Origin of the sequence: Bacteroides zoogleoformans, from assembly GCF_002998435.1 — a bacterium.
Lineage (GTDB): Bacteria > Bacteroidota > Bacteroidia > Bacteroidales > Bacteroidaceae > Bacteroides > Bacteroides zoogleoformans.
In genome coordinates, this window is sequence record NZ_CP027231.1 from 1,616,805 (window position 1) to 1,639,533 (window position 22,729).

The 22,729-nt window shown below is 50.0% G+C and carries 11 protein-coding genes and 2 pseudogenes; 6 read left to right on the forward strand and 7 right to left on the reverse strand.

Annotated features, from left to right (window positions below):
* Window positions 1-98: 98 nt before the first annotated feature.
* The 6 genes from C4H11_RS06865 to C4H11_RS06890 all read left to right on the forward strand — a co-directional run bounded on the left by C4H11_RS06865 (window position 99) and on the right by C4H11_RS06890 (window position 10,890).
* Window positions 99-1,646 carry a type I restriction-modification system subunit M gene (locus C4H11_RS06865; RefSeq protein ID WP_106040998.1) on the forward strand — a complete coding sequence of 516 codons (1,548 nt, stop codon included), beginning with the start codon at window positions 99-101 and terminating at the stop codon, window positions 1,644-1,646.
* Entirely contained in the window at window positions 1,643-2,458 is an 816-nt protein-coding gene (locus C4H11_RS06870; RefSeq protein WP_106040999.1) for a restriction endonuclease subunit S, read from the forward strand. Before C4H11_RS06865 ends, C4H11_RS06870 begins: the two co-directional genes overlap by 4 nt.
* A gap of 117 nt (window positions 2,459-2,575) precedes the next feature.
* Complete coding sequence (istA, locus tag C4H11_RS06875) at window positions 2,576-4,147, forward strand: IS21 family transposase (protein ID WP_106042995.1); 1,572 nt, start codon at window positions 2,576-2,578, stop codon at window positions 4,145-4,147.
* 10 nt (window positions 4,148-4,157) lie between these two features.
* The gene (gene istB / locus C4H11_RS06880; protein ID WP_106040164.1) at window positions 4,158-4,937 is read left to right on the forward strand and encodes an IS21-like element helper ATPase IstB; all 780 of its coding nucleotides are present in this window, start codon (window positions 4,158-4,160) and stop codon (window positions 4,935-4,937) included.
* Between the two features lie 156 nt (window positions 4,938-5,093).
* Complete coding sequence (locus C4H11_RS06885) at window positions 5,094-6,707, forward strand: type I restriction endonuclease subunit R, EcoR124 family (protein WP_234819897.1); 1,614 nt, start codon at window positions 5,094-5,096, stop codon at window positions 6,705-6,707.
* Window positions 6,708-6,816: 109 nt separating this feature from the next.
* Window positions 6,817-10,890 (forward strand): hybrid sensor histidine kinase/response regulator transcription factor, encoded by a 4,074-nt coding sequence (locus C4H11_RS06890; protein WP_106041000.1) that lies wholly within the window; start codon window positions 6,817-6,819, stop codon window positions 10,888-10,890.
* 4 nt (window positions 10,891-10,894) lie between these two features.
* Here the strand turns inward: C4H11_RS06890 and C4H11_RS06895 are convergent, their stop codons facing one another.
* From C4H11_RS06895 to C4H11_RS06920, 7 genes and pseudogenes are all read right to left on the reverse strand, one after another.
* Complete coding sequence (locus C4H11_RS06895; RefSeq protein ID WP_106041001.1) at window positions 10,895-12,463, reverse strand: glycoside hydrolase family 43 protein; 1,569 nt, start codon at window positions 12,461-12,463, stop codon at window positions 10,895-10,897.
* Window positions 12,464-12,481: 18 nt separating this feature from the next.
* The gene (locus C4H11_RS06900; protein WP_106041002.1) at window positions 12,482-14,416 is read right to left on the reverse strand and encodes a sialate O-acetylesterase; all 1,935 of its coding nucleotides are present in this window, start codon (window positions 14,414-14,416) and stop codon (window positions 12,482-12,484) included.
* A 278-nt stretch (window positions 14,417-14,694) separates the two neighbouring features.
* A complete protein-coding gene (locus tag C4H11_RS14690; RefSeq protein ID WP_442556120.1) occupies window positions 14,695-15,900 on the reverse strand; it encodes a glycosyl hydrolase family 8 in 1,206 nt (401 codons plus the stop codon).
* 48 nt (window positions 15,901-15,948) lie between these two features.
* Window positions 15,949-17,217: pseudogene (locus C4H11_RS14695) on the reverse strand (family 43 glycosylhydrolase); the annotation flags it as partial.
* 30 nt (window positions 17,218-17,247) lie between these two features.
* Entirely contained in the window at window positions 17,248-19,818 is a 2,571-nt protein-coding gene (xyl3A, locus tag C4H11_RS06910; RefSeq protein WP_106041004.1) for a xylan 1,4-beta-xylosidase, read from the reverse strand.
* A gap of 308 nt (window positions 19,819-20,126) precedes the next feature.
* Window positions 20,127-21,251, reverse strand: a complete 1,125-nt coding sequence (locus C4H11_RS06915; protein ID WP_106041005.1) for an endo-1,4-beta-xylanase — start codon at window positions 21,249-21,251, stop codon at window positions 20,127-20,129.
* Window positions 21,252-21,372: 121 nt separating this feature from the next.
* Window positions 21,373-22,656, reverse strand: a pseudogene (locus tag C4H11_RS06920) (cellulase family glycosylhydrolase); the annotation flags it as partial.
* Window positions 22,657-22,729: the final 73 nt, after the last annotated feature.

The following is a 22,729-nucleotide window of genomic DNA, read 5'->3' on the forward strand; positions in this document are numbered from 1 at the left end:
TGCTCTCCTACCATGTCAAAGCTCCCCTTTTCTTCGTCTTACTCGCTACAAAATCATATATTTGCAAATTAAATCAAGAATAAAAACCAACTGAAATAATGGCAAGTACAAAACAAAGAGAAGACCTGCAATCAGCCATTTGGAAAATCGCCAACGAGGTACGTGGCGCCGTTGATGGATGGGATTTCAAGCAGTTTGTCTTGGGAACTCTTTTCTACCGCTTCATCAGCAAGAACTTCACCAGCTTCATAGAGGGTGGCGATGAAAGTGTAGATTACGCTCATTTGGCTGACGATGTTATTACTCCCGAAATAAAAAATGATATCACTAAGACCAAAGGCTACTTTATTTATCCCAGCCAATTGTTTGTTAATATCGCCAAGAATGCCAATACCAATATCAACCTGAATACGGATTTGGCAGCGATATTCGATGCTATAGAAAATTCAGCCAATGGCTATGCGTCCGAACATGACATCAAGGGACTTTTTGCTGACTTTGACACCACAAGTAATCGCTTGGGAAATACTGTCGAAGAGAAAAACAAACGGTTAGCAGCTGTCATTAAAGGAGTGGAAAGTCTTGACTTCGGCGACTTTGCAGATAATGAGATTGACCTCTTCGGCGATGCCTACGAATTTCTGATTTCCAATTATGCCGCTAATGCAGGAAAATCGGGAGGAGAGTTCTTCACGCCTCAGAATGTCTCAAAGTTAATCGCACGGCTTGCCCTTTGGGAACAAAAATCGGTAAATAAAATCTATGACCCAGCCTGTGGTTCTGGTTCATTGCTGTTACAAGCCAAGAAGCAATTTGATGAACATCTGATTGAAGAAGGCTTTTTCGGACAGGAAATCAATCATACCACCTATAATTTGGCGCGTATGAACATGTTTCTGCACAACATCAATTACGATAAGTTCGACATCGCCTTGGGCGACACGCTGCTCAACCCTCAATATGGCAATGAAAAACCTTTTGATGCCATCGTCTCTAATCCACCTTATTCGGTAAACTGGGTGGGAAGTGACGACCCTACGCTCATCAACGACGATCGTTTTGCTCCTGCCGGGGTGTTGGCACCCAAATCAAAAGCAGACTTTGCCTTTGTGCTTCATGCCCTCAGCTATCTTTCAGCAAGAGGACGAGCAGCTATCGTTTGTTTTCCCGGCATCTTCTACCGTGGCGGCGCCGAGCAGAAGATAAGAAAATATCTGGTGGACAATAACTTCGTGGAAACGGTCATCTCCCTACCTCCCAATCTGTTCTATGGTACGAGCATCGCCGTAAACATCCTTGTACTCTCCAAGAACAAGGCAGATGCCAAGACACAGTTCATTGATGCCAGCGGCGAGGACTTTTTCAAGAAAGAGACCAATAACAATGTGCTGCTTCCCGAACATATCGACCGTATCGTAGACATCTTCGGGAACAAGGAGGAAGTGAAACATGTTGCAACATCAGTAGACAACAGCAAAATAGCAGAGAATGATTACAATCTCTCCGTAAGTTCATACGTGGAAGCAGAGGACAAACGAGAGGTGATTGACATTGCGAAACTGAATGAAGAAGTGGCACAAACCGTGAAGCGAATTGATGTGCTGCGTGCAGATATTGATGAAATCATAAAAGAGTTGGAAGCATGAAATTTATAGAAAACTTATTGCAGGGAGCAGAAGTAGAATGGATACCACTGGGAGAAGTGGCGGAAATTGGAACAGGAAGTTCAAACCGACAAGATGAGGTTGAAAATGGAGAATTCCCATTCTATGTGCGTTCAAAGAACGTATTACGTTCTGCTACCTATCAATTTGATGAAACAGCAATTATTATCCCTGGCGAAGGGGGAATAGGTGATATATATCACTTTGTCAAGGGTAAATATGCTCTTCATCAAAGAGCTTATCGTGTGCATTTACATAGCGACAAACTATTGGATAAATTTATCTATCATTTTATGAGAACATGTTTTAAGGAATATATTATATCTAAAAGTGTCGGGGCAACTGCAACTTCTATACGAAAACCTATGTTGGAGAAATTCTTAGTCCCTCACCCATGCCCCAACGATTCCAAGAAGTCCTTGGAAATCCAACGTAAACTTGTCGATATACTCGACAAGTTTACGGAGCTGGAAGCGGAGCTGGACTGCCGCAAGCGGCAGTATGAGTACTACCGCAACCAACTATTATCTTTTGATATGTTAAATAGGGGGGGGCAAAAGTTAAATAACACAAAACTTATTCCCTTAAATAAGATTGGAGAAATTCGTATGTGCAAGCGCATTCTTAAAGGACAGACTCTTGAAAGTGGTGACATACCCTTTTACAAAATAGGAACATTTGGCAAAAAGCCCAATGCTTATATTTCGAAAGAATTATTTGACGAATATATGGAAAAGCCACTCTACTTTGACCCTTTTGGCCAAACAGGATTGCCCACCTTGGCCATAATATGATTGCCCCTTTTGGCCAAAATAACATTAACCACTTAGTACAAGTGTCGTTAGAGTTTTTTTTGTGTAGATTTGAGAACCCGAGTCCTGGTGTAAGGGGTAATAATAAAATCTATGCAAATGAATAAAAGAATCAAGAACATTTTAAGATGTTATGCGGCAGGGATGGGTATCAAGGAAACGGCATCCACGTTCCATACTTCCCGTAACACTGTCCGCAAGTATGTCCGTCTGTTCCTTTCAAGTGGGAAAAGCATCGATCATCTTCTCTCCCTTTCCGAGGAGCAGTTGCATGAGATGTTTGGCGGTACGGAATCCCGACGTCGGGAGCCTTCTTCCAAAAGGATTGAATTAGAGGCTTTGCTTCCCGGATATGTATCCCGCCTGACACGCAAAGGGATGAGTGTCAGAAAACTGTTTAAGGAGTATCATGCTGAATATCCTGACGGTCTTCAGCTGTCTTCCTTCAAGCGGGCAGTCCGCCAGTACAAGTTCCACATCAAGGTCGTCGGCCATGTCGAGCACTATGCCGCCGACCAGATGTATGTTGATTTTGCCGGTGACAGGCTTGAAGTTGTCGATGAGATGACAGGCGAGACGAAGAAGGCCGAGGTCTTTGTCGCTGTCCTGCCGTTCAGTCATTATACCTACTGTGAGGCCGTATGGTCACAACGCAAGGAAGACCTGATAAGGGGATGTGAGAACGCCATGCAATATTTTGAGGGTGTCCCGGCGGCCATCGTTCCCGACAATCTGAAAGCAGCTGTCACACGGAGCGACCGTAACGAGCCGGTCATCAATGATGATTTCGCCGCCTTTGCCGAGCATTACGGTTGTGCAGTCTATCCTGCCCGTGTACGCCACCCCAAGGACAAGGCCCTGGTTGAGAATACCGTGAAACTTCTCTACCGTTCCGTTTACCTTGACATAGAGGGGATGACATTCTCCAGCCTGGACGGTCTCAATACCGCCATCCGTATTTCCCTGCTTGATTTCAACGAAAAGGTGATGGCCGGTCGGGAGGCGTCACGTAAGGAGATGTTCCTGCGTGGAGAGAAAGACTATCTCCGTCCGCTTCCTAAGAAACGCTACGTGATGAAAGAGAGAAAACTCATGACCGTGGGCAAGAACTCCTACGTCTCGTTGTTCAGGCACCATTACAGTGTCCCGAAGGAATATGCAGGAAGGCGTGTGACGATTCTCTATGATGCCGATACGGTGGAAATATACTGTAGCATGAACCTTGTCGCCATCCACGACCGCTGTGACATACCCTACACCTATTCATGGAAAAAGGAGCACAACCTGCCGGGGCACTATGGTCCTTATGACAAGGATCTTGAGGAACTCTTCCGACGTGCCTCGGAAATAGACAATATCGTATTGAATTATCTCCGGGAAGTGGAGCGTGTCATGCAATATCCTCCAAAAGCGTTCAGATCCTGTCGGGGCATACTGACGCTGGAGAAAAAATACGGCCGTGACCGTTTGGTCGCTGCCTGCGCCTGCGCAGAACAGAAGCTACAATACGGGTATCAGGCCTTACGCGAGGTGCTTGAACTGGGAGAAGACGCGGATTTCCTTCCTGATGAGGACGGGAGGATACAGCCTGACATGACATCCCCGACACCACTGACCCACAAGAATATACGTGGACGTGACTATTACAGAAAAGACAAACAGGAACAATAAAGCTAAAATTATGGAAATAAATAATAAGACAGCTCCCGTAACGGGACAACAAGACCAGAACACCATATCACTGGATTTGATGAGCCGCATGAAATTACACGGTATGGCGGAGGCTTTCAGGGAAAGCCTTGCCGGCACCACTCCACAGTCCATGACCGCGGACACCTTCCTTTCCATGCTCCTTGCACGCGAATGGGATTACCGTGCCCAGGCTGCCATAGTGCGGCTTACTAAGAATGCGGCGTTCCGATACAAGGCTTATCTCGAACAGATTGACTATGCCACAAACCGGGGCCTTGAGCGCAATCAGATGGAACGCCTCGCCACCCTTGACTTTGTACATAAGGGGCAGAACCTCTTCATTACCGGCTCTTCAGGTACAGGGAAAAGCTATCTGGCATGTGCCCTTGGCCACGAGGCATGCAAAAGGGGATTCCGTACTTTCTATGCCAATGCACCCAAACTGCTTGGTGCACTGAAGGTTGCCAAAGTCAAAGGTACACTTGAAACTGAGCTCAAGAAGATTGAGCGTTGCCAGTTACTCATCCTTGACGACCTGTTTCTTGTACCTCTTGATGCCAAGGAACGTCCCATCCTGCTCGAAATTATTGAGGACAGGCATGAAAGGAAATCCACTATCATAACCTCGCAGTACCCATCGTCCAACTGGTATGACATGGTTGGTGATCCGACAATAGCCGACGCCATCCTTGACCGAATCATTCATACGGCCCATACCATTGAGTTGTACGGTGAAAGTATGCGCAAGTTAAGGTCTAAGAAAAACTAGAGAATCAAAAGGATAAAATAAAATTGACCCCTATCACCAGGACTTTAAAGGGGCAATCATATTATGGCCAAGATGGGCAATCCTGTTTGGCCAAAAGGGTCAAAGTAGAGTGGCTTTTCCACCAAATTCAAAAATCTGGAAACAGAACAAGACGAGGTGAAATTAAGTGCTGCAGAAAATAAGAAATTCCTGCTGCATCCTGACCGAATCAGGGAAATATCTCAATATATCTTGCAGAACTTCAGAATAAAGACCCATCGAAACCAAGGAAGCGGAAAAGGCTTTAATGCCATGTTTGCCGTGAACAGTGTGGAAGCTGCCAAACTGTATTATGAAGAGTTGAACACGCTACAAAAAGAGAACGAAAAGCCCTTAAAGATAGCTACAATATATTCCTTTGCTCCTAATGAGGAACAGAACGCCATAGGCGATATTCGGGAAGAGAGCTTTGAACCTTCAGCCATGGACAGTAGTGCCAAAGAGTTCCTGACAAAAGCGATTGGAGATTATAATGCTATGTTCAGAACAAGTTTTGGAGTGGACAGCAAGGAATTCCAGAACTATTACCGAGATTTGGCAAAAAGGGTCAAGAACCAGGATATTGACCTTATTATTGTAGTAGGAATGTTCCTCACCGGCTTCGATGCCCCTACGCTGAACACACTGTTTGTGGATAAGAATTTGCGCTATCATGGTCTGATGCAAGCATTCTCACGCACCAACCGTATCTATGACTCCACCAAAACATTCGGCAATATTGTCACGTTCCGAGATTTGGAGCAAGCCACGATAGATGCCATCACGTTGTTTGGTGACAAAAACACAAAGAATGTGGTGCTTGAAAAGAGTTATGAAGAATATCTCAAAGGTTTCATGGACATTATAACAGGCGAAGCACGGAAAGGCTATGTTGACATTGTGAAAGAACTCAAAGAGCAATTTCCACAACCTGACGAGATAATTACCGAAGCTGACAAGAAGGCTTTTGTAAAACTTTTCGGTGACTACCTGAAGATAGAAAACATTCTGCAAAACTATGACGAGTTCACACAACTGAAAGAGTTACAAAAGATAGACAAGGAAAATCATAATGCTGTTGAAACATTCAAGGATACACATTTCCTAACTGAAGAAGAAGTATCTGCCATGATGGAGATTGATGTACTGCAAGAACGAGTTGCGCAGGATTATCGTTCAACCTATAATGATATTCGAGACTGGTTTAGAAAAGAAAGAGAAGGAAAAGCTCCTGAAGTATCTAAGGTAGATTGGGATGATGTCGTATTTGAGGTTGACTTGCTCAAATCACAGGAAATAGACCTTGACTATATTCTTGAATTGGTATTTGAACATAATAAGAAGACAAAAGATAAAGACGCATTGGTAGACGAAGTACGTCGGATTATCAGATCAAGCATAGGAAATAGAGCCAAGGAGGAACTTGTCATAGATTTCATTCATGAGACAGATCTGGATCCTATCCAAGACAAGGCCAGTATCATTTCTGCTTTCTTCGCTTATGCACAAAAGAGACAAAAAGAAGAAGCTGAAAACCTAATATCTGAAGAAAAACTGAATATAGAAGCCGCAAAACGCTATATTCAAACTTCACTGAAACATGAGTTTGCCAGTGAAAACGGAACTGACCTCAACGCAATTCTCCCCAAGATGAGCCCGCTCAATCCGCAATACCTGACAAAAAAGCAAAGTGTCTTTCAAAAAATTGCAGCTTTTATTGAGAAGTTTAAGGGAATTGGAGGATCTATATAAATCCAATCAGCTTTTGAAAAACTCTGAACGAACCTTAATTCTTTTTTCACCACCCCAAACACCCATAAAGCGGTTCTTTTTCTTATTTTTGCAACATATATCATGCGCTATGAGAGATAAAATCACCATCCTGTTTCTTTTTCTATGTATCCCTATCTTGTGCCACGGACAAAAAGGGAAGCTTTTCACCGTAGACCGAGAGCTGTCGAGCAGCATGATCAACAGTATCTATCAAGACAGGAAAGGCATTATATGGATAGCAACCGAAGACGGGTTGAACCGCTATGACGGAAGCAAATTCACAGCATACAGGCATCAAGAGAAAAACGACTTCTCCTTGATGAACGACTATACCCGCATACTTTTTGAAGACAGGCTGCAACACTTCTTTGTGGGAACGCTGACCGGACTTCAACTCTACGATCGTACCACGGAACGCTTCACAACCGTTTCCATGGACTTTAGCAGCGGCCCTAACATCAATGCGAACATATCAACCATCATCGAACGAAAGAGCGGCGATGTGCTTATCGGAACATCGGGGCATGGGGTCTTCTTACTGAATCCTGAAGAAAAGGAAATCAAAGCCCGGCAAATGCCCGATTTGCTGCCGGCTTTCTTTGTCAACCAACTGCACGAAGACCGTAACGGAACGTTATGGGCCATCACGGGCGACAAAGGAATATACCGCATTACAAAAGACAAGCAGTCGACGAATTATCCTAACGGAAAAGATTTCATATGGCCTTCTTGCATTTGCGAGGACAACCGGGGAAATATCTATATCGGTTGTCTTAAAAAGGGATTGTTCAAGTATGACGTCCGAACGGACAAGTTCATCCATATCGATTACAATCCTTTATCCGAACTTCCCATCAAGACGCTGAAACTTATAAGCGAGGATGAAATCTACATCGGCACGGATGGCAACGGCATGAAGATTTATAACATTCAAAAACAAGCTATCGAAGAGAACCCAGTCATCGCCACTGCCTTCGATTCGAACAAAGCCAAGGTACACTCCATCTTGAAAGACCGGCAAGGAAACATCTGGTTAGGATTCTTCCAGAAGGGCGTAATGATTCTGCCAACCGTTACGAACGGCTTCAAATATATCGGCTACAAATCGTCCACGCACAACTCCATCGGTTCCGCTTGCATCATGTCCGTCTGCCAGAGCCATGACGGAACAGTGTGGGTGGGCACGGACAACGACGGAATCTACGGCATCTACCCCAACGGAGACAAGAAGCTACACTTTGCACAGACCACAGATAAAGCCCACTCTGTGTCGCCTACCATCATGAGCATATGCGAAGACTCCGACCGACGCCTTTGGATAGGCTCTTATCGGGACGGACTTGCCCGACTTAATCCGCAGAGCGGCCGTTGCGACTACATCCATCTGCCCGACAAGAACGGACAAAACGCACAGAGTATCTATTGCATGGTGGAAGACGGCAATAAACACCTCTGGATCGGTTCCATGGGGGCCGGCCTCTTCCGCATGAACCTCGACACGAAAGAAGTGTTCCGTTATCCCACGCTTGCAAACGGGCTGGAATACCGCATCGAAGTCAACATGTTGCACAACGCCTGGATAAACTGCCTGCTGCACGCCCGAAACGGCAAGCTCTACATAGGCACATACGACGGATTGGGCTGCCTCGATATTGCCACCGACGACTTCGTCTCCACCTACAAGACCAATCGGTTGCTGGCAGGATACGTAGTTTCTGCCTTGTTTGAAGATGCAGATGGGGGGATATGGATAGGCACCACGCAAGGCTTGAAGCATCTCACTCCCAAGAACGCCGACATGCAAGAATTTACGGTGGAAGATGGACTTTCCGGCAACTCTGTCGCTGCCATCAAGGAAGATTCCGCCGGCAATTTATGGATAAGCACCAACTTCGGCATTTCGCGTCTCAACCCGAAAACAAAAGTGTTTGTCAACTTCTATGCGGGCGACGGATTGCAAGGAAATGAATTCAGCAAAGGGGCCGCTCTCATAAGCAGGCAGAAAGAAATGATTTTTGGTGGAACCAACGGAATCACCCACTTCACTCCCGCCCGGATAAACGATAACGACAAAAAGCCGGAAATACGCATTGCCGATTTCTACATACACGACAAGGCAGTGAGGGCAGGTATGAAATCGGGCGGTCACGACATCGTAACCACCTCCGTGACGGATGCGGAAGAGTTCCGGCTGTCATATAAGGACAACTCGTTCAGTATCGAGTTCTCGGCCATGGAATTCTACAACCCCGAACGAATCAGCTATACTTACACGTTCAACAACAGTACCTGGGTCGGCCTGCAACCGGGCATCAACCGGGTATCTTTCAGCGATTTGATGCCGGGTACCTATTTATTTCGTGTGAAAGCCAAGGACTACAACAATTATTCCGAAACAAAAGAAATCAGAATCATCATCTCCCCTCCTTGGTATGATTCGTGGTGGGCCAAGAGTCTCTATATCCTGATTACGGTTATCATCATCGGCCTCGTTGCCCTGCAAATACGCCAACGCTACCGCACGCGCCAAGCCATGCAGCGACATATACATGCCGAGCAACTGAACGAAGCAAAATTGCAGTTCTTCATCAATATCTCTCATGAGATACGCACACCGATGTCACTCATCATCAGTCCGCTGCAAAAACTAATCGAGACAGACACGGACAAAGAGCGGCAACGTAATTACGGACTGATATACCGCAACGCCGAACGAATATTGCAACTCGTGAACCAACTGATGGATGTACGAAAGATAGACAAGGGGCAAATGTTGCTTCGCTTCAGAGAGACCGAAATCGTAGGGTTCGTGCAAGATATCTATCACACATTCGAGCACCTCGCCTCGACCAAACACATCGAACTGAACTTCCACTCGGAAGTAGAGGAGTTGACGGCATTTATCGACCCGAAAAACTTTGATAAGATTATCATGAACATCCTCTCCAATGCCTTTAAATACACACCAGAAGGAGGGAAGATAGAAATCGACCTGCATATCGGCGAGAATCCCGAAGCACCCTCCACCGCTCTACGCCACTACTTTGAAATCGTGGTGCGCGATAGCGGAATCGGCATTAAAGAGAATGAGGAGAAACATATCTTCGACCGCTTCTACCAGATACAGAACAGCCAGAACAAATCGAACATGGGCACAGGTATCGGTCTGCACCTGACACGCTCGCTGGTAGAGTTGCACCATGGCGCCATAGAGGTGCGAAACAACAGCAATGCTCCGGGATGCAGCTTCATGATACGCCTGCCGCTGGGGAAAGCACACCTCAGTGAGTCGGAGATAGAAGAGACCCTTGCCGAACCTATTCACCATACGGATACACCGGTAACCGTCCTCACATACTCCGAGGCGGAAAAGAGCGATGGAAAAGTGACCAAAACCAAACACCGCATTTTGCTGGCGGAGGACGATGAAGAAATACAACGCTACATCTGCCGTGAACTAAGCTCCGACTTCCACGTGCAGGAATGCACCAACGGAAAAGAGGCGCTTGCCCTTGTGCACGACCGAATGCCTGACTTGATAATCAGTGACGTGATGATGCCCGAAATGGATGGCATGACGCTTTGCCGAAAAGTGAAAAGCAACATCCACCTCAACCACATCCCCGTCATCTTGCTTACTGCCAAGAACAGAGAAGAGGATAATATAGAGGGGCTCAGCATAGGGGCTGATGCTTATATCACGAAGCCGTTCAATATTGAGATTGTACGTCAAACCGCCTTCAATCTCATCAAGAACCGGGAGGTGCTGAAGAATAACTTCCTGGGCAATCAAGAGCAAGAGAAGCACATCCAGACACCCGAATTGGAGTCACCGGACGAACGACTGCTGAACAGAGTCATGAAAGTCATCAACGAGCAATTGGGCAATCCTGACTTGAACGTGGAAATGATTGCCGAAACGGTCGGCATCAGCCGCGTACATCTGCACAGAAAGCTGAAGGAACTGACCAATCAGACCACTCGCGACCTGATACGAAATGTACGGCTAAAGCAAGCGGCCACTCTGCTAACCGGCAAGAAACACAGTATCAACGAAGTTGCCGCAATGACAGGATTTACCAACGTAGCCTACTTCTCCACCGCATTCAAAGAACTTTACGGTATGCCACCCAGCACATACATGGAGAAGAATTTAGAGTAAAGCTTTACTGAACCGATATTTTATCTTCCTGCTTGAAGTAATCGAAATCGGCATAACCGCCTGTTTGTTTCGTGGCGTAGTTAAAGAGAGCAAAACGATAGCCCATGAAGTGGGGCATAGTGTACGACATCTGCAGCACGTCTCCTATTTGCTTCCATGTCTTGCTGTCCATGCTATAATAGAAGCGTCCTTTATCCGTACGGTTCCTGAAATCACATTCGGCTTTGAAGTAAACCAACTTTTTGTTCAAAGGCAGACTTTCCACCTCCACCGATTCTTCAGTCTCCCCATTCACCATCACGATGCACCTCTTACCGTCTATCACCTTCACGCCTACTTGTCCGTACTTATGCTGGAAGAGTGAGAGTCCGGCAAAGTCTCCCTCCTTCATACCCGCCACATCCAAACGAATGGAACCGGAGCAAACCGGGCCGATGGTGCGCTGCGTCAATGTGTTCTTGGCTTGCATGAAAGAAGTCTCCACACGTCCGGTGGTCAGGCGCAGGTAGCCTTTGCGGGCAGTGACCGACCACAGTGCATTGTCGGGATTATGATTCCACTGCCACACAAGCGGCAACGCAGCCTCGCCGGGTTTCCGTGCGAAGTCGTCGGAACAGACAATGCCCGGCATCAGGCCTTTGCTTGCCGGAAGTTCAAGTTCATCGGGAGCCACGCCGTTGACGCCAAACACCGGCCAGCCGTCTTCCCACCGAACGGGTACCAAATAAGGAATGCGTCCCACGGCACCGCAGTCCTGAAACAGGTAGGCAAACCAGCGCCCGTCGGGCGTATCTATCAGTCCACCCTGCGCAATGCCGCGATCCTGAAAGGCGACCTTCCCCTCATATGGGCCGTTGATACTATCGGCACGATGCACCAACACAGTGCGCATGCCGCCGCGAGGCCAGACGACGTTGATCAGATAGTACTTGCCGTTCACCTTGAAGAGTTGCGAACCTTCGGCGCCCAGCATAATCCGATCGCCTGCCGGAGCGCTGGCATTCTCCAGCAATACGCGTTCGGTGCCCGGCTTCAGACCCGATAGGTCTGCCTCCAACTCGGCAATGAACAGCTTGCCGTTGCCGTATATCAGGTAGATGCGCCCGTCATCGTCAAAGAAAAAGGTATGGTCGTGGCAGGAGGGCGAGAACTCGATGCGCTTCCACGGACCTTTCTCTATATCTGCGGTGACAAAGAAATAGGTCTTGCCGGTGGTCTGCGCAAAAGTGGATACGTAATACATTCCTTTATGGTGGCGGATGCAGCTTGCCCACGACCCGCGTCCGTAGGTGTTCTGTCCGCCGTCCAGATTCATGGTCGGCAATTCGCCGGTCAGGACGTCGCAGGCATAGTTCACCAACTCCCAGTTGACGAGGTCTTTCGATTTCATGATAGGTACACCCGGCACCATGTGCATCGTAGTGCTGCTCATATAATAGGTGTCGCCCACACGCACCATCGACATGTCGGGCACATCGGCATAAATCAACGGGTTCGTTGCCCTTTGTTGCGCTTGCAGCAGTGTGCCGCCCGATAGTACGCATAAGAGTAAAAGTATTCTGAATATTCTCATCGCAATAAAGGTAATGGTCTATTTAAACAGATTCGGCAGGAACTCATTCAGGCATCTGCGCCAAGTAAGCCATTCGTGCGCTGTGCCTTGCGACTCATACGAAGCTACGCGAATGCCCATGTCGCGGAGCGATTTCACCAATTGTGCGGTTCCCATGTTTTCTTCGGTTCCGCATCCGAGGAACAAGCAGTGCACCTTCTTGTTGAAAGCAGCGACATCGGTAAACACACCGTTAAAGGCGTGTTTTACATTCAAGCCGAAGATGGCGCCGCTGAAACCTCCGATATAGGAGAACTTATCCAGATTGGTCAGCGTGATGTCGAACGTCTGCTTACCTCCCCAAGACAATCCCGCCATGGCGCGATGCTCGCGGTCGGTATAGGTGCGGAACGTTTTGTCTATCATAGGGATGAGGTCGTTTATCATCAGCTTGGCAAAAGAGGCGCCATACAGGTTGCGTTCTTCGTTCACATCCTTGCCGGGACGGGGACGGAAGCCCACTTCCACATCGCCGCTCTCCATCACCACGATCATCGGCACGCACTTTCCTTCGGCAATCTGGTTGTCCATAATGTTGTACATCAGTCCTTGTGTGCTCCAGCCGGTCTCGTCTTCGCCCATGCCGTGTTGCAGGTAGAGCACCGGATAGCGCTTCTTGGGCTTCGTTTCGTATTCGGCAGGCGTATATACCACACAACGGCGGAAACGCTGCTGCGTCTCAGAGTAGTACGTGCATGTGCGCACCTGTCCGTGGGGCACGTGCTGCGTGCGATAGTAATTACCCTCTTCTCCTTCGGGCACTTCGATGCCACCTGCCATGCGGCTGCACCCGAAGAAAGTAGTGGTCATGGGGTCGATGACGGAAAAACCGTCCACCAGCAGGAAGTAGTAGTGGAAACCTACCACCAACGGCTCGGTCTTGGCTGTCCACCAGCCGTTTTCATCCTTGCTCATATCGTACTTCTTGCCGCATATATCCACCTGAAGACGCTTCACGTGAGGCGAGTGAATGCGGAAATAAGCACGGTTTTCTTTATCTAACCGGGGAAAGTCGCACCCGTGCATGTTGGTAGAAGCAGGCGTCGTGCTCTTCATTATCTCTTCCGCCGTAATCAGCTCCTTGCCCATCAGCTTCAACATTTGCTCGGCATAGCGACGTCCCAACACCCGATAGCCGGCAGCATCGAAATGCAGGTGGTCGGCGGCACAGCTCAAGCCTTTGGAAGAGACAACGGCAGCATTCTTAATTACTTGCGGCAGGGTGGCGATAATCGGGTTCATGCTTGCACACACGCCTCCGTGGTCGGCATTGACCACTTCGCCTGCGAGCAAAGGCACCTCTTCGGCCTTCAGGTTCAAATCGGCCAACAAACTCTCATAAACGCTCTTTACTTTCTGCGGCCAATCCTGCTCACCGGTGTTCGATTCGCCTTGATGCAGCAGGATGCCCTTTATCACGCCGTCTTTCCGGGCAATCTTGGCCATCTCCACCAAGCGGCCGTACGGGTCGTTGTCATACGCCTTCAATATACCGGCCATCCAGTCGGGAGCTGTCTTGACGTACGCCTCACGCTTGTCTTTCTGGAAAAGTTCTATCCTGCAACCTCCAACGGCCACGTGCACCACACCTATCCGCACGTTTTCCGGAAGATTCTCCACCATTGTCCGCCCGAAGTAATCGGCAGGCGTCAACCCCGTATTAGGGCGGCACAGCGGGGCACGGGCGGGATACCAGTTGCCCTTCACTCTGCCCAATTCTTTGTTGTCTACCGCCGACAGTACCTGAAAACGCGGATTGACCAATGTGTCTTGTGCTTCATAATGTGCACTACCTTCCATGTTCGATTGTCCGAGACACAGATAAACATAAAAATTCTCGTCTTGCGCAAAAGCCTCGGCTCCTGCCAAGAATAACCCCACCCACAAAAGGACGGAAAATAAAACCTTTTTCATGTCATATAGATTATTGATTCGCCATCACGACCTCTCCGTTGCCGGAAATCGTTTGTTGTATATCTCTGTATCATGCTCTTGTTCTGCGTTCTGCCTCTCAAGGAGGAGGTTTCTTTTTCAGGCATTCGCAGCCCTTTTGTCAAACACCGGTGTTTGAGCCGACAGGCACTTGTGTTTGAGCTGACAGACACAAGTGCCTGACACGACAAACACAAGTGTTTTGAAGGCAGACACCGATGCCCTGCAAAACGGCCTCTTGCCGGCCTTTTTTCTGCTCCTCATCTTTCGGGAAAGATAATCCGGTATTGCCCGCTCAGGTGCATGAAAGCAAACAGCCGGAGCAGTCCGTCGTAATAGGCATCGAAATAGCCGTCTTCATAAGGCACATGTCTTGCATTCCAAAGGCGGTCTACGAACTCACGGCTCTTGCAATGGGTGACGGTCAGCGACACGGCTGCGGCAGTGGCCACCAGCCCCAAGGAGTGGCGTAACTTTTTATATCCCCCGGCATCCAAAATCTCCTTTACCTGCGTGCCGTCCACATTATACTGATCTACAAAAGTGTCTATGCCCTCGTTGTAGAAGAAGTTCTGTATCTTGTTCCCGTACTGTTGCTGCCATTTGGCATCTTCGCATGCCCAAGAATAATCCAACGCAATGTTCATGGGTACACGCCAAGAGTCGAAACGGAAAGCATCGCCGATGATGCGGTTGCCGCCCAGCAATGTACCGTCGTAATTGTTATAGTCGGGGTTGAGTCCCGTCACGGGGTGAATGCTGCGGTGCAGATACTCCCTGCTCTGCCGGGCGCACTCGCGCCAGAAGCCTGCCCGTCCGTCGTCCGCCCATCTTGCCCATACCTCGTAGAAGGCAGGCAGGTGATAGGAGGGGTCGGTGAAGCTCCCGCCCCACGGATCGGGCGTAAAGGTTATCAGCTTACGCTCCGTATGGATGAAAGGCACCACACGATCCATTCCGGTCTTCTGCATGGAGCAGTCCAGTATGTGCCGGGCTTCAGCCAGATAGTCGATGCCTGTATCGTTTCCCCAACGGTTGGAGGCGAAGATGAGCGACGTGACGTAATAGAACTCGCCATCCGAGGCCGGACCTTGTGCGTTGCGCGTACCGTCGGTCTTGCAGCTCCATGCAAAGTATCCTTTCATCGGGCCTGACTGATGCTGCATGTATTTCTTTCCCCAACGCCAGAGGCGGTCGAAGATATCCTTGCGGTCGAACTGCACGGCAATCATCAGTCCGTAGGACATGCCCTCCGTGCGCACGTCGTGGTTCTTGACATCGCTGATGTAGGCCATCGAATCGCCCACTTCAAAATAGACTTTGTCAGGTCCGTAGAAGATGCCGTCGAATGCCTCTTTCAGTTTGGCGTCGATGTCGGCCTGCTTGTATCCCATCTCGGCGAACAGGTTGCGGTACTGCCTCGTCTCGAACGCGCCGGCTTCCCACGGAAGGGCATCGAAACCTATCCAATCCACTTCCACCTTTCCGCCTTTCTGAAGCGAGATGTGCAGATCATGTATTCCCTGCGGAGCCGAGGCCACAGCTACACAGCTCTCTGTCCACTCCTTGCTGCGCGGGATGGGCACAGACGCTATCAACTTTCCGTCCTTTCCGCCTGCCCGCACTTGCAGCACATTGGCAGAGAACGAACGGGCGCGTACCGTCAGCCTCTCCACCTTTTCATTGCCGAAGTCCACCCGGTCGTATTGCAGCCACGCATTCTTTCTGCTGAAGACCGCTTTCCACCCCCGGAATTTATCGGCCTCGTCCAAGAATGCGATGGAGACTCCGGTGGGAGCCGTACGGCTGTAACGGTCTATCTGGATTCTGGTACGGGCATCCGTGATTCCTACCCCACGCAGAGTGGGAATTACTTTGCGTATCGTTCCGTCCTCATTGAAAGAGAGCGAATCTACCCGCACCGAACGGTTTTTATCGAACTGCGGCGAATAGTCGTTATGATGATAAAATAGATACCATTGTCCCTGATACTCCACGATGGAGTGGTGGTTTGTCCAGCATCCGGTAGGGGATTGGTCCATGATGATTCCTTTAAACTCGAAAGGTCCCATCGGATGGTCGCCCATGGCATAGGCCAATGTTTCGGTCTTGTCCTGCACCCACGGGAAAGTGTAATAATACTTGCCGCCGCGCTCAAAGACGAAAGGGCCTTCCTTGAACCCATCGGGCAACTTCTGCACTTGCACGGGTTCGGAAGCCAGTTCCAGCATATTGTCTTTCAGCTTTGCCATCCACATGCCACCGCCTGCCCAATAGATGTAGCTCTGCCCGTCCTTGTCGGTCAGCACACAAGGGTCGATGCCCCTCACGCCTTCTATGGCACGCATCTGTGGAATAAAAGGACCGTATGGTTTATCGCTCACAGCCACTCCCACGGCAAAGCCCCTCTCTCCGCCACGTGGCGTGGATGGGAAATAGAAGTAGTACTTGCCATCCTTAAAGACGCAGTCGGGCGCCCACATGGAATACGATTCGGGCTGCACCCACGGGACACGCTCCTGACTGACGATGACGCCGTGGTCTTTCCAGTCGGTCAGGTTTTCGGAGGAAAACACATGATAGTCGGCCATGCAGAACCACTCCTTCAGCCGCTCTATGGGACTTGGTATGTCATGAGAAGGGTAGACGTACATCTTTCCCTCAAACACTCTGGCCGTGGGATCGGCCGAAAACTGGTCGCGGATAATGGGGTTCTGTGCCTGCGTCGCAACGAACGTCAGGCACAGAAAGGCAAATGCCGATATGATTGATTTGTTTTTCATTAGCAAAAGGGCAATGTTCGTTTTCTATTCTCAATCCATCACTATCATCTTCAGGTCTTCATCCTTGGAACTGTTGCCGTAGAACACCTCATACCGGGCACCCGGCGTCACGCGCATGGTGTTCGTGCTGTGGTCGAAGAATTCAAACGCCTCGTCCGAGAGTTGCAGCACCACGTCCTTGCTTTCGCCCGGCTTCAGGGAGACACGCTGATAAGCTTTCAGGCTCTTCAACGGTCCGTCGGTGTCGCCCACTTTACGCACGTACACCTGCACTACCTCCGTACCGGCACGCTTACCGGTGTTGCTCACGGGCACGATCAGTGTGCGTTTCGCCTTGTCCGCCCGTGCCTCGCCGAAGCTGAAGTCGGTGTAACTCAATCCGTAGCCGAAAGGAAACAACGCATCGGACATATAACGATAGGTGCGCCCTTTCATTGAATAATCTTCGTAATCGGGCAGTTGGTCGCTCGATTTGTAGAATGTCACCGGCAACTTGCCCGAAGGGTTATAGTCGCCAAACAGCACGTCGGCCACCGCTTCGCCGCCCAGTTCGCCACCATACCAAGCCTGAAGGATGGCGTCGCAGCTCTCCGTTTCGGGCAGCAGGGCAATGGCCGAACCTGAACAGTTGACCAGAATCACTTTCTTTCCCGCTTCTTTCAAAGCCTTCAAGAAGTTGCGCTGCACGGCAGGCAGTTCGATGTCGGTGCGGTCGCCACCTTTGAATCCGGGCAGTTCCACCGGCATCTCCTCACCCTCCAATTGCGGAGAGATTCCTCCTACAAACACAACAGTCTCAATGCCTTTCAGCCGGGCTATGCTCTGTCCGTAGTCGATGTCGGTCTCTTTCCCAAGATTGAACTTGAGGTTGGCCGCCCAATTCTCTACCTGTGCATACAATATCTCTATCTTATATTCTTTTCCTTTTTCCACTTGCAGCAGGGTGCGTGTGTCGGTGGTACGCCACGTGCGTTCCTTGCGCATGGACTCGCCGTTGACGAACAGTTCGAAATAGCTGCATCCTTCCATGCTGAGAAGTACCTCGCTCGATTCTTTCGGTCTGAACACCGTCTCATATTTGGCAGAGAACTTTTCGAGGTTGACGCCCGGACCGAACGTATGTTGCCCGTAAGTGGTCACGTTGATGGGGCGAGTGGTGCGAAGCGAGGAAACCGGTTCGCCTGCGCGGTCGGGATTATTCCAGAAAGTGGCCTTGATGCCGGGTCTACCGTCTATCCCGCATTGGTCGAGATAGGATTCCAGAATGCGGTTGTTCACCAAGTCGCAACCTCTCAGGTAGGTCACTTTGTTCTTGCCGAGTTTACCGCGTATGCCATCCAGAATGGTGACGGTTCGGTTGGGCGTCCCGTTGTAGTTTCCCCAAAGCATGGCCTTCTCGTCGGCATTCGGACCGATAACGGCAATCTTGCCGGCAGACTTGCTCAACGGCAGCACATTATTCTTATTCTGTAACAAGGTCATGGTTTGTCTTGACATCTCAAGAGCAAGTTTTTTGTGCGCGTCGCAATTGATGACCGATGCCGGAATCTTAGACCACGACACCAACGAGGGGTCGTCCATCTCACCCAGCTCAAAACGGCCTTCGAGCAGGCGGAGCACATGCTTGTCTATCTCCTCTTCCGAAATCAGTCCCTGCTTCACGGCTTTGGGCAGTTCGGTGTAGGCATAGCCGAAGCCGCACTCCACATCCGTACCGGCCAACACACCTTTGGCGGCGGCATGCATGGCGGTGGACGAAGACTTGTGCGAAGTCCAGAAATCGGAGATGGCACCGCAATCCGAAACCACCATGTACTTGAAGCCCCATTCGTCGCACAGGATTTGTTGGAGCAGACGGCTGTTGCCACAGCAGGGGTCATCGTCCAGACGCTGGTAGGCACACATCACCTCGCGCACATCGGCCTTCTGCACCAATGCTTTGAAGGCAGGCAGGTAGGTCTCCCACAAATCGCGGGGACTCACGTTGTTCAAGTTGGCCGAGTGGCGGCTCCACTCCGGGCCGCTGTGTACGGCATAGTGCTTGGCGCAGGCCAGCAGCTTGCGGTATTTCTCGTTTTCAGGGCCTTGCAATCCCTTCACCACGGCTATTCCCATCTGCGATGTCAGGTAAGGGTCTTCGCCGTAGGTTTCCTGTCCGCGTCCCCAGCGCGGGTCGCGGAAGATGTTTACGTTGGGGGTCCATACCGAGAGGCTGTGGAAGCGTTCATCTTCCTGCCCGTTGCGCATACGCTCGTTGTACTTGGCACGCATCTCGTCGGATGTGGCGGTGAAGATGCGGAACAACAGGTCTTCGTTGAACGAGGCCGCCATTCCTATCGGTTCGGGAAACACGGTGACGTTTCCCTGATTGGCCACGCCGTGCAGCGCCTCGCTCCACCAGTTGAACTTCTTGATTCCCAGCCGGGGAATGGCTTCGGAGACGTCGCACATTAGTTGTGCTTTTTCTTCCAATGTAAGACGCGAGAGCAAGTCCTTCGCTCTTTCCGTCGAACTTAAATCAGGATTCCGGTATGGCTCTTTTTCTGCTTTCACCAGCAGGGCGCAGAGGACGCAGACAACAAATAAAAAAACTTTTTTCATGATATTTCAATTAAAGATTTTAAAACAAGGTATATCCGACCGGGGATTCTCCCGATGTTTTTCGTTCCAACGCTACGGCTCGCGCCTGCAAGGAGACTCGTTCATGAACCAATAACTCTCTATAACCTCCGTAATCCACGACAATCTTTTCGAAAACAATGCCGGTTTTCAACGGTTTCAACACCGACATATGCAGTTTCGAGAGCAGTCATCAGAAGGCACATCCGTCTTTTCTTCTTCATATTCAGAATCTTATTCTTTAAGGTGGAGACTAAGTAAAAGTAATTATTATAACGGCAAGGAGCACTTTACTTCGCTGCGCCGTCGATGAGTTTCTGCACGAAAGGTTTCGGACGATATTCGCGGTCGAAGAACAGCGGATAGTCCGTGCGTCCGCGCATCGGGAAGTTGTTCTTCCATGAGTCGCGGTCGCTCACGCCCCATGCCGTCACACGGGTCACGTAGTCGGCGTGCTTGATGAAGAGGTTCATGAACGTCTCCATGCGTGCGTTCCATTCCAGTGAAACGCTGTCGGGCAGGCCGTCGGGATAGGGATTCAACGTCTTCTTCTCAAAATCCACCCTGTCTGCCACGTTGGCCGAGCGGCTGATGGTGGGCAGTGCGCTCATGTCGAACTCCGTAATCATCACCTTCGCACCGGTTGCCGCATAAGCTTCCATGCTTGCCTCAAACTCCGACAGGTCGGGATAGTCCATGCCTACGTGCCCCTGCATGCCCACGGCATCGATGCGCAGGCCGCGCTTCTTCAGGTCGTTCACCAATTTCACCACCGTGGCGCGCTTGCCGGGTTCGTGCATGTTGTAGTCGTTGTAGTAGAGCTCCGCTTCGGGGTCGGCCTCGTGGGCATATTGGAAAGCAAGCGGAATGAACTCCTCGCCCAATATCTCGTAGAACTTGCTCTTGCGGTACGAACCGTCTTCCATAATTGCCTCGTTCACCACGTCCCAACCGAGGATGCGGCCTTTGTAGCGGCTCACAACAGTTGTGATGTGTTCTTTCATGCGTTGCTTCAGCACTTCGGCCGAAACGTTCTTCCCGTCTTTGTCCACCAAGAACCAACGGGGGCACTGCGAGTGCCAGATAAGGCAATGTCCCGTCACCGTCATGCCGTTGTCTTCGCCGAACTTCACGAACTCGTCGGCCTGACGGAAGTCATAACGCCCCTCTTCGGGCTGAAGCACTTCGCTCTTCATGCAGTTCTCGGCCACAATGGTATTGAAATGTTTTTTCACCACCTTCACGGCATTCGTGTCTTGTCCGGACGACTGCCGCGTGTTCAACGCCGTGCCGATAAGGAACTTATCGCCTAACGCATCTTTCAACGTCGCCTCTTTCTTTACGGCTGTCTGCGCACCGCAAGCCGCCACCACGATGGCAAGCAGGCCGGCCAATACTGTTTTCTTGTTTCTCATTTTTCGTTCTTTTTTGCTTGTCGATTATTTAACCCAAACCGGTCATCAGACCGATAAGTATTATTTATTCTTATTCTTTATATGCTCCCCGGCTGCTTTGGGGCTAATTGTTGTTCTTTGCTTCGGCATATTCCTTAAACCAATGGTATATGGGCCATGCGCATGCTTCGGGGTCGTTGAGGAAAGTGTAGTTGCCCGGCGTACCTTCCACGTCCTTGAAAGCCGCCAACTCGTGCGACCTCGTGGTGAAGAACAGCCAAGACACGTTCCCCTCGTCGTCGGCAATGCGCTTGAAGTTAGCCCCGAAGCCTTTTCCTCCCGCCACGCCGGTGATGCTCTTTCCCCAAGTGGCGTTGTACTTCTTCGGCGCCCAGTCTATCTCCGTCACCATGATGGGGGCGAAAGCCGATACCGGCCCTACCTGTACCTTCCATCCACGCAGGAAGCTCTCGTAACCTCCACCCACAGATGCTCCTATGCCCTCGGCACTGTCTTCTTCGGCGTCGCTGCCATACCATCCGGGATAGCAATGCACTGCAAAGCCGATGTTCTCTCCTTCGATGCGATGCTTGGCATAGCCGGCATACAAAGACTGGTAGCCCAATCCCGGCACCCAGATGACGTTGCGGCAATGCTTGCGAACCTTATTCACTATCTCCTGAAAGTACAGCTTGAGATTCTTGAAGTGCCCATCGCCCCAACTGCCGTAAGTGCCGTCAGTCCCTTTGATGTTGACAGGCTCGTTGGCCAGCTCGAACATCACGCCCGTGTTGTTCTTCAGCTTGGGATGCTGCGCCACGATGTCCCACACTTTGAGGAGGAAGAACTGATAACTGTCGCCCAACTCGATACCCTTGTAAGGCTCAGCGTGCGGACATACGCCCGGTGGACGCATCACCACATACAGGCCTTTGGAGATGAAATACTCCGCCATCGGCACAAACAGCGCGTCGAGGTATTTCCTGAAACGGGCTTCGGAGAAGCGTTCGTGTCCTTCGTAGCGCACGGACTTCATATCGGGGTCGTCGCTCCAATAAGGGTCGAGGTGCATCCGCACGAAGTCGAACTTCCAGCCTGCCGCCAGTATCTCGTCCACCATGCGTTTGTTGTATGCAAGACAGGCTTGCACATCATAGTTGTTCCATGCGTTGTTGTTGAAGAAAGGGCTGTAAGTCTGCGTAAATCCATGCAGGTTGACGATTTCTCCCTTTTCGTTCTTCAAGTAACGCCCCACCACGTTCAAGGCGGGCAACACATTGGTCACTACCTCTTCCGGTTCAGGCTTCGGCTGCGGCTCTTCCACTTCCGGCTGTGGCTTGGGTTTCGGCTCAGGTGGCAGAGACTCCTCGGAACAAGCAGAAAAAGACAGGCAGAAAAAGAGGAAAAAAACGGGAATATGCTTCATGTCTCTTAAAGATAATACTTCAGTTTTCTTTGTTTAACTGATGAGGTATAGATGGTAGAAAGCGTAATGCCTT

What these genes read in the sequence shown, in the direction of transcription:
- C4H11_RS06865 (WP_106040998.1), top strand. Translation starts at nt 99, where the DNA reads ATGGCAAGTACAAAACAAAGAGAAGACCTGCAATCAGCCATTTGGAAA.
- C4H11_RS06870 (WP_106040999.1), top strand. Translation starts at nt 1,643, where the DNA reads ATGAAATTTATAGAAAACTTATTGCAGGGAGCAGAAGTAGAATGGATA.
- istA (WP_106042995.1), top strand. Translation starts at nt 2,576, where the DNA reads ATGAATAAAAGAATCAAGAACATTTTAAGATGTTATGCGGCAGGGATG.
- istB (WP_106040164.1), top strand. Translation starts at nt 4,158, where the DNA reads ATGGAAATAAATAATAAGACAGCTCCCGTAACGGGACAACAAGACCAG.
- C4H11_RS06890 (WP_106041000.1), top strand. Translation starts at nt 6,817, where the DNA reads ATGAGAGATAAAATCACCATCCTGTTTCTTTTTCTATGTATCCCTATC.
- C4H11_RS06895 (WP_106041001.1), bottom strand. Translation starts at nt 12,463, where the DNA reads ATGAGAATATTCAGAATACTTTTACTCTTATGCGTACTATCGGGCGGC.
- C4H11_RS06900 (WP_106041002.1), bottom strand. Translation starts at nt 14,416, where the DNA reads ATGAAAAAGGTTTTATTTTCCGTCCTTTTGTGGGTGGGGTTATTCTTG.
- xyl3A (WP_106041004.1), bottom strand. Translation starts at nt 19,818, where the DNA reads ATGAAAAAAGTTTTTTTATTTGTTGTCTGCGTCCTCTGCGCCCTGCTG.
- C4H11_RS06915 (WP_106041005.1), bottom strand. Translation starts at nt 21,251, where the DNA reads ATGAGAAACAAGAAAACAGTATTGGCCGGCCTGCTTGCCATCGTGGTG.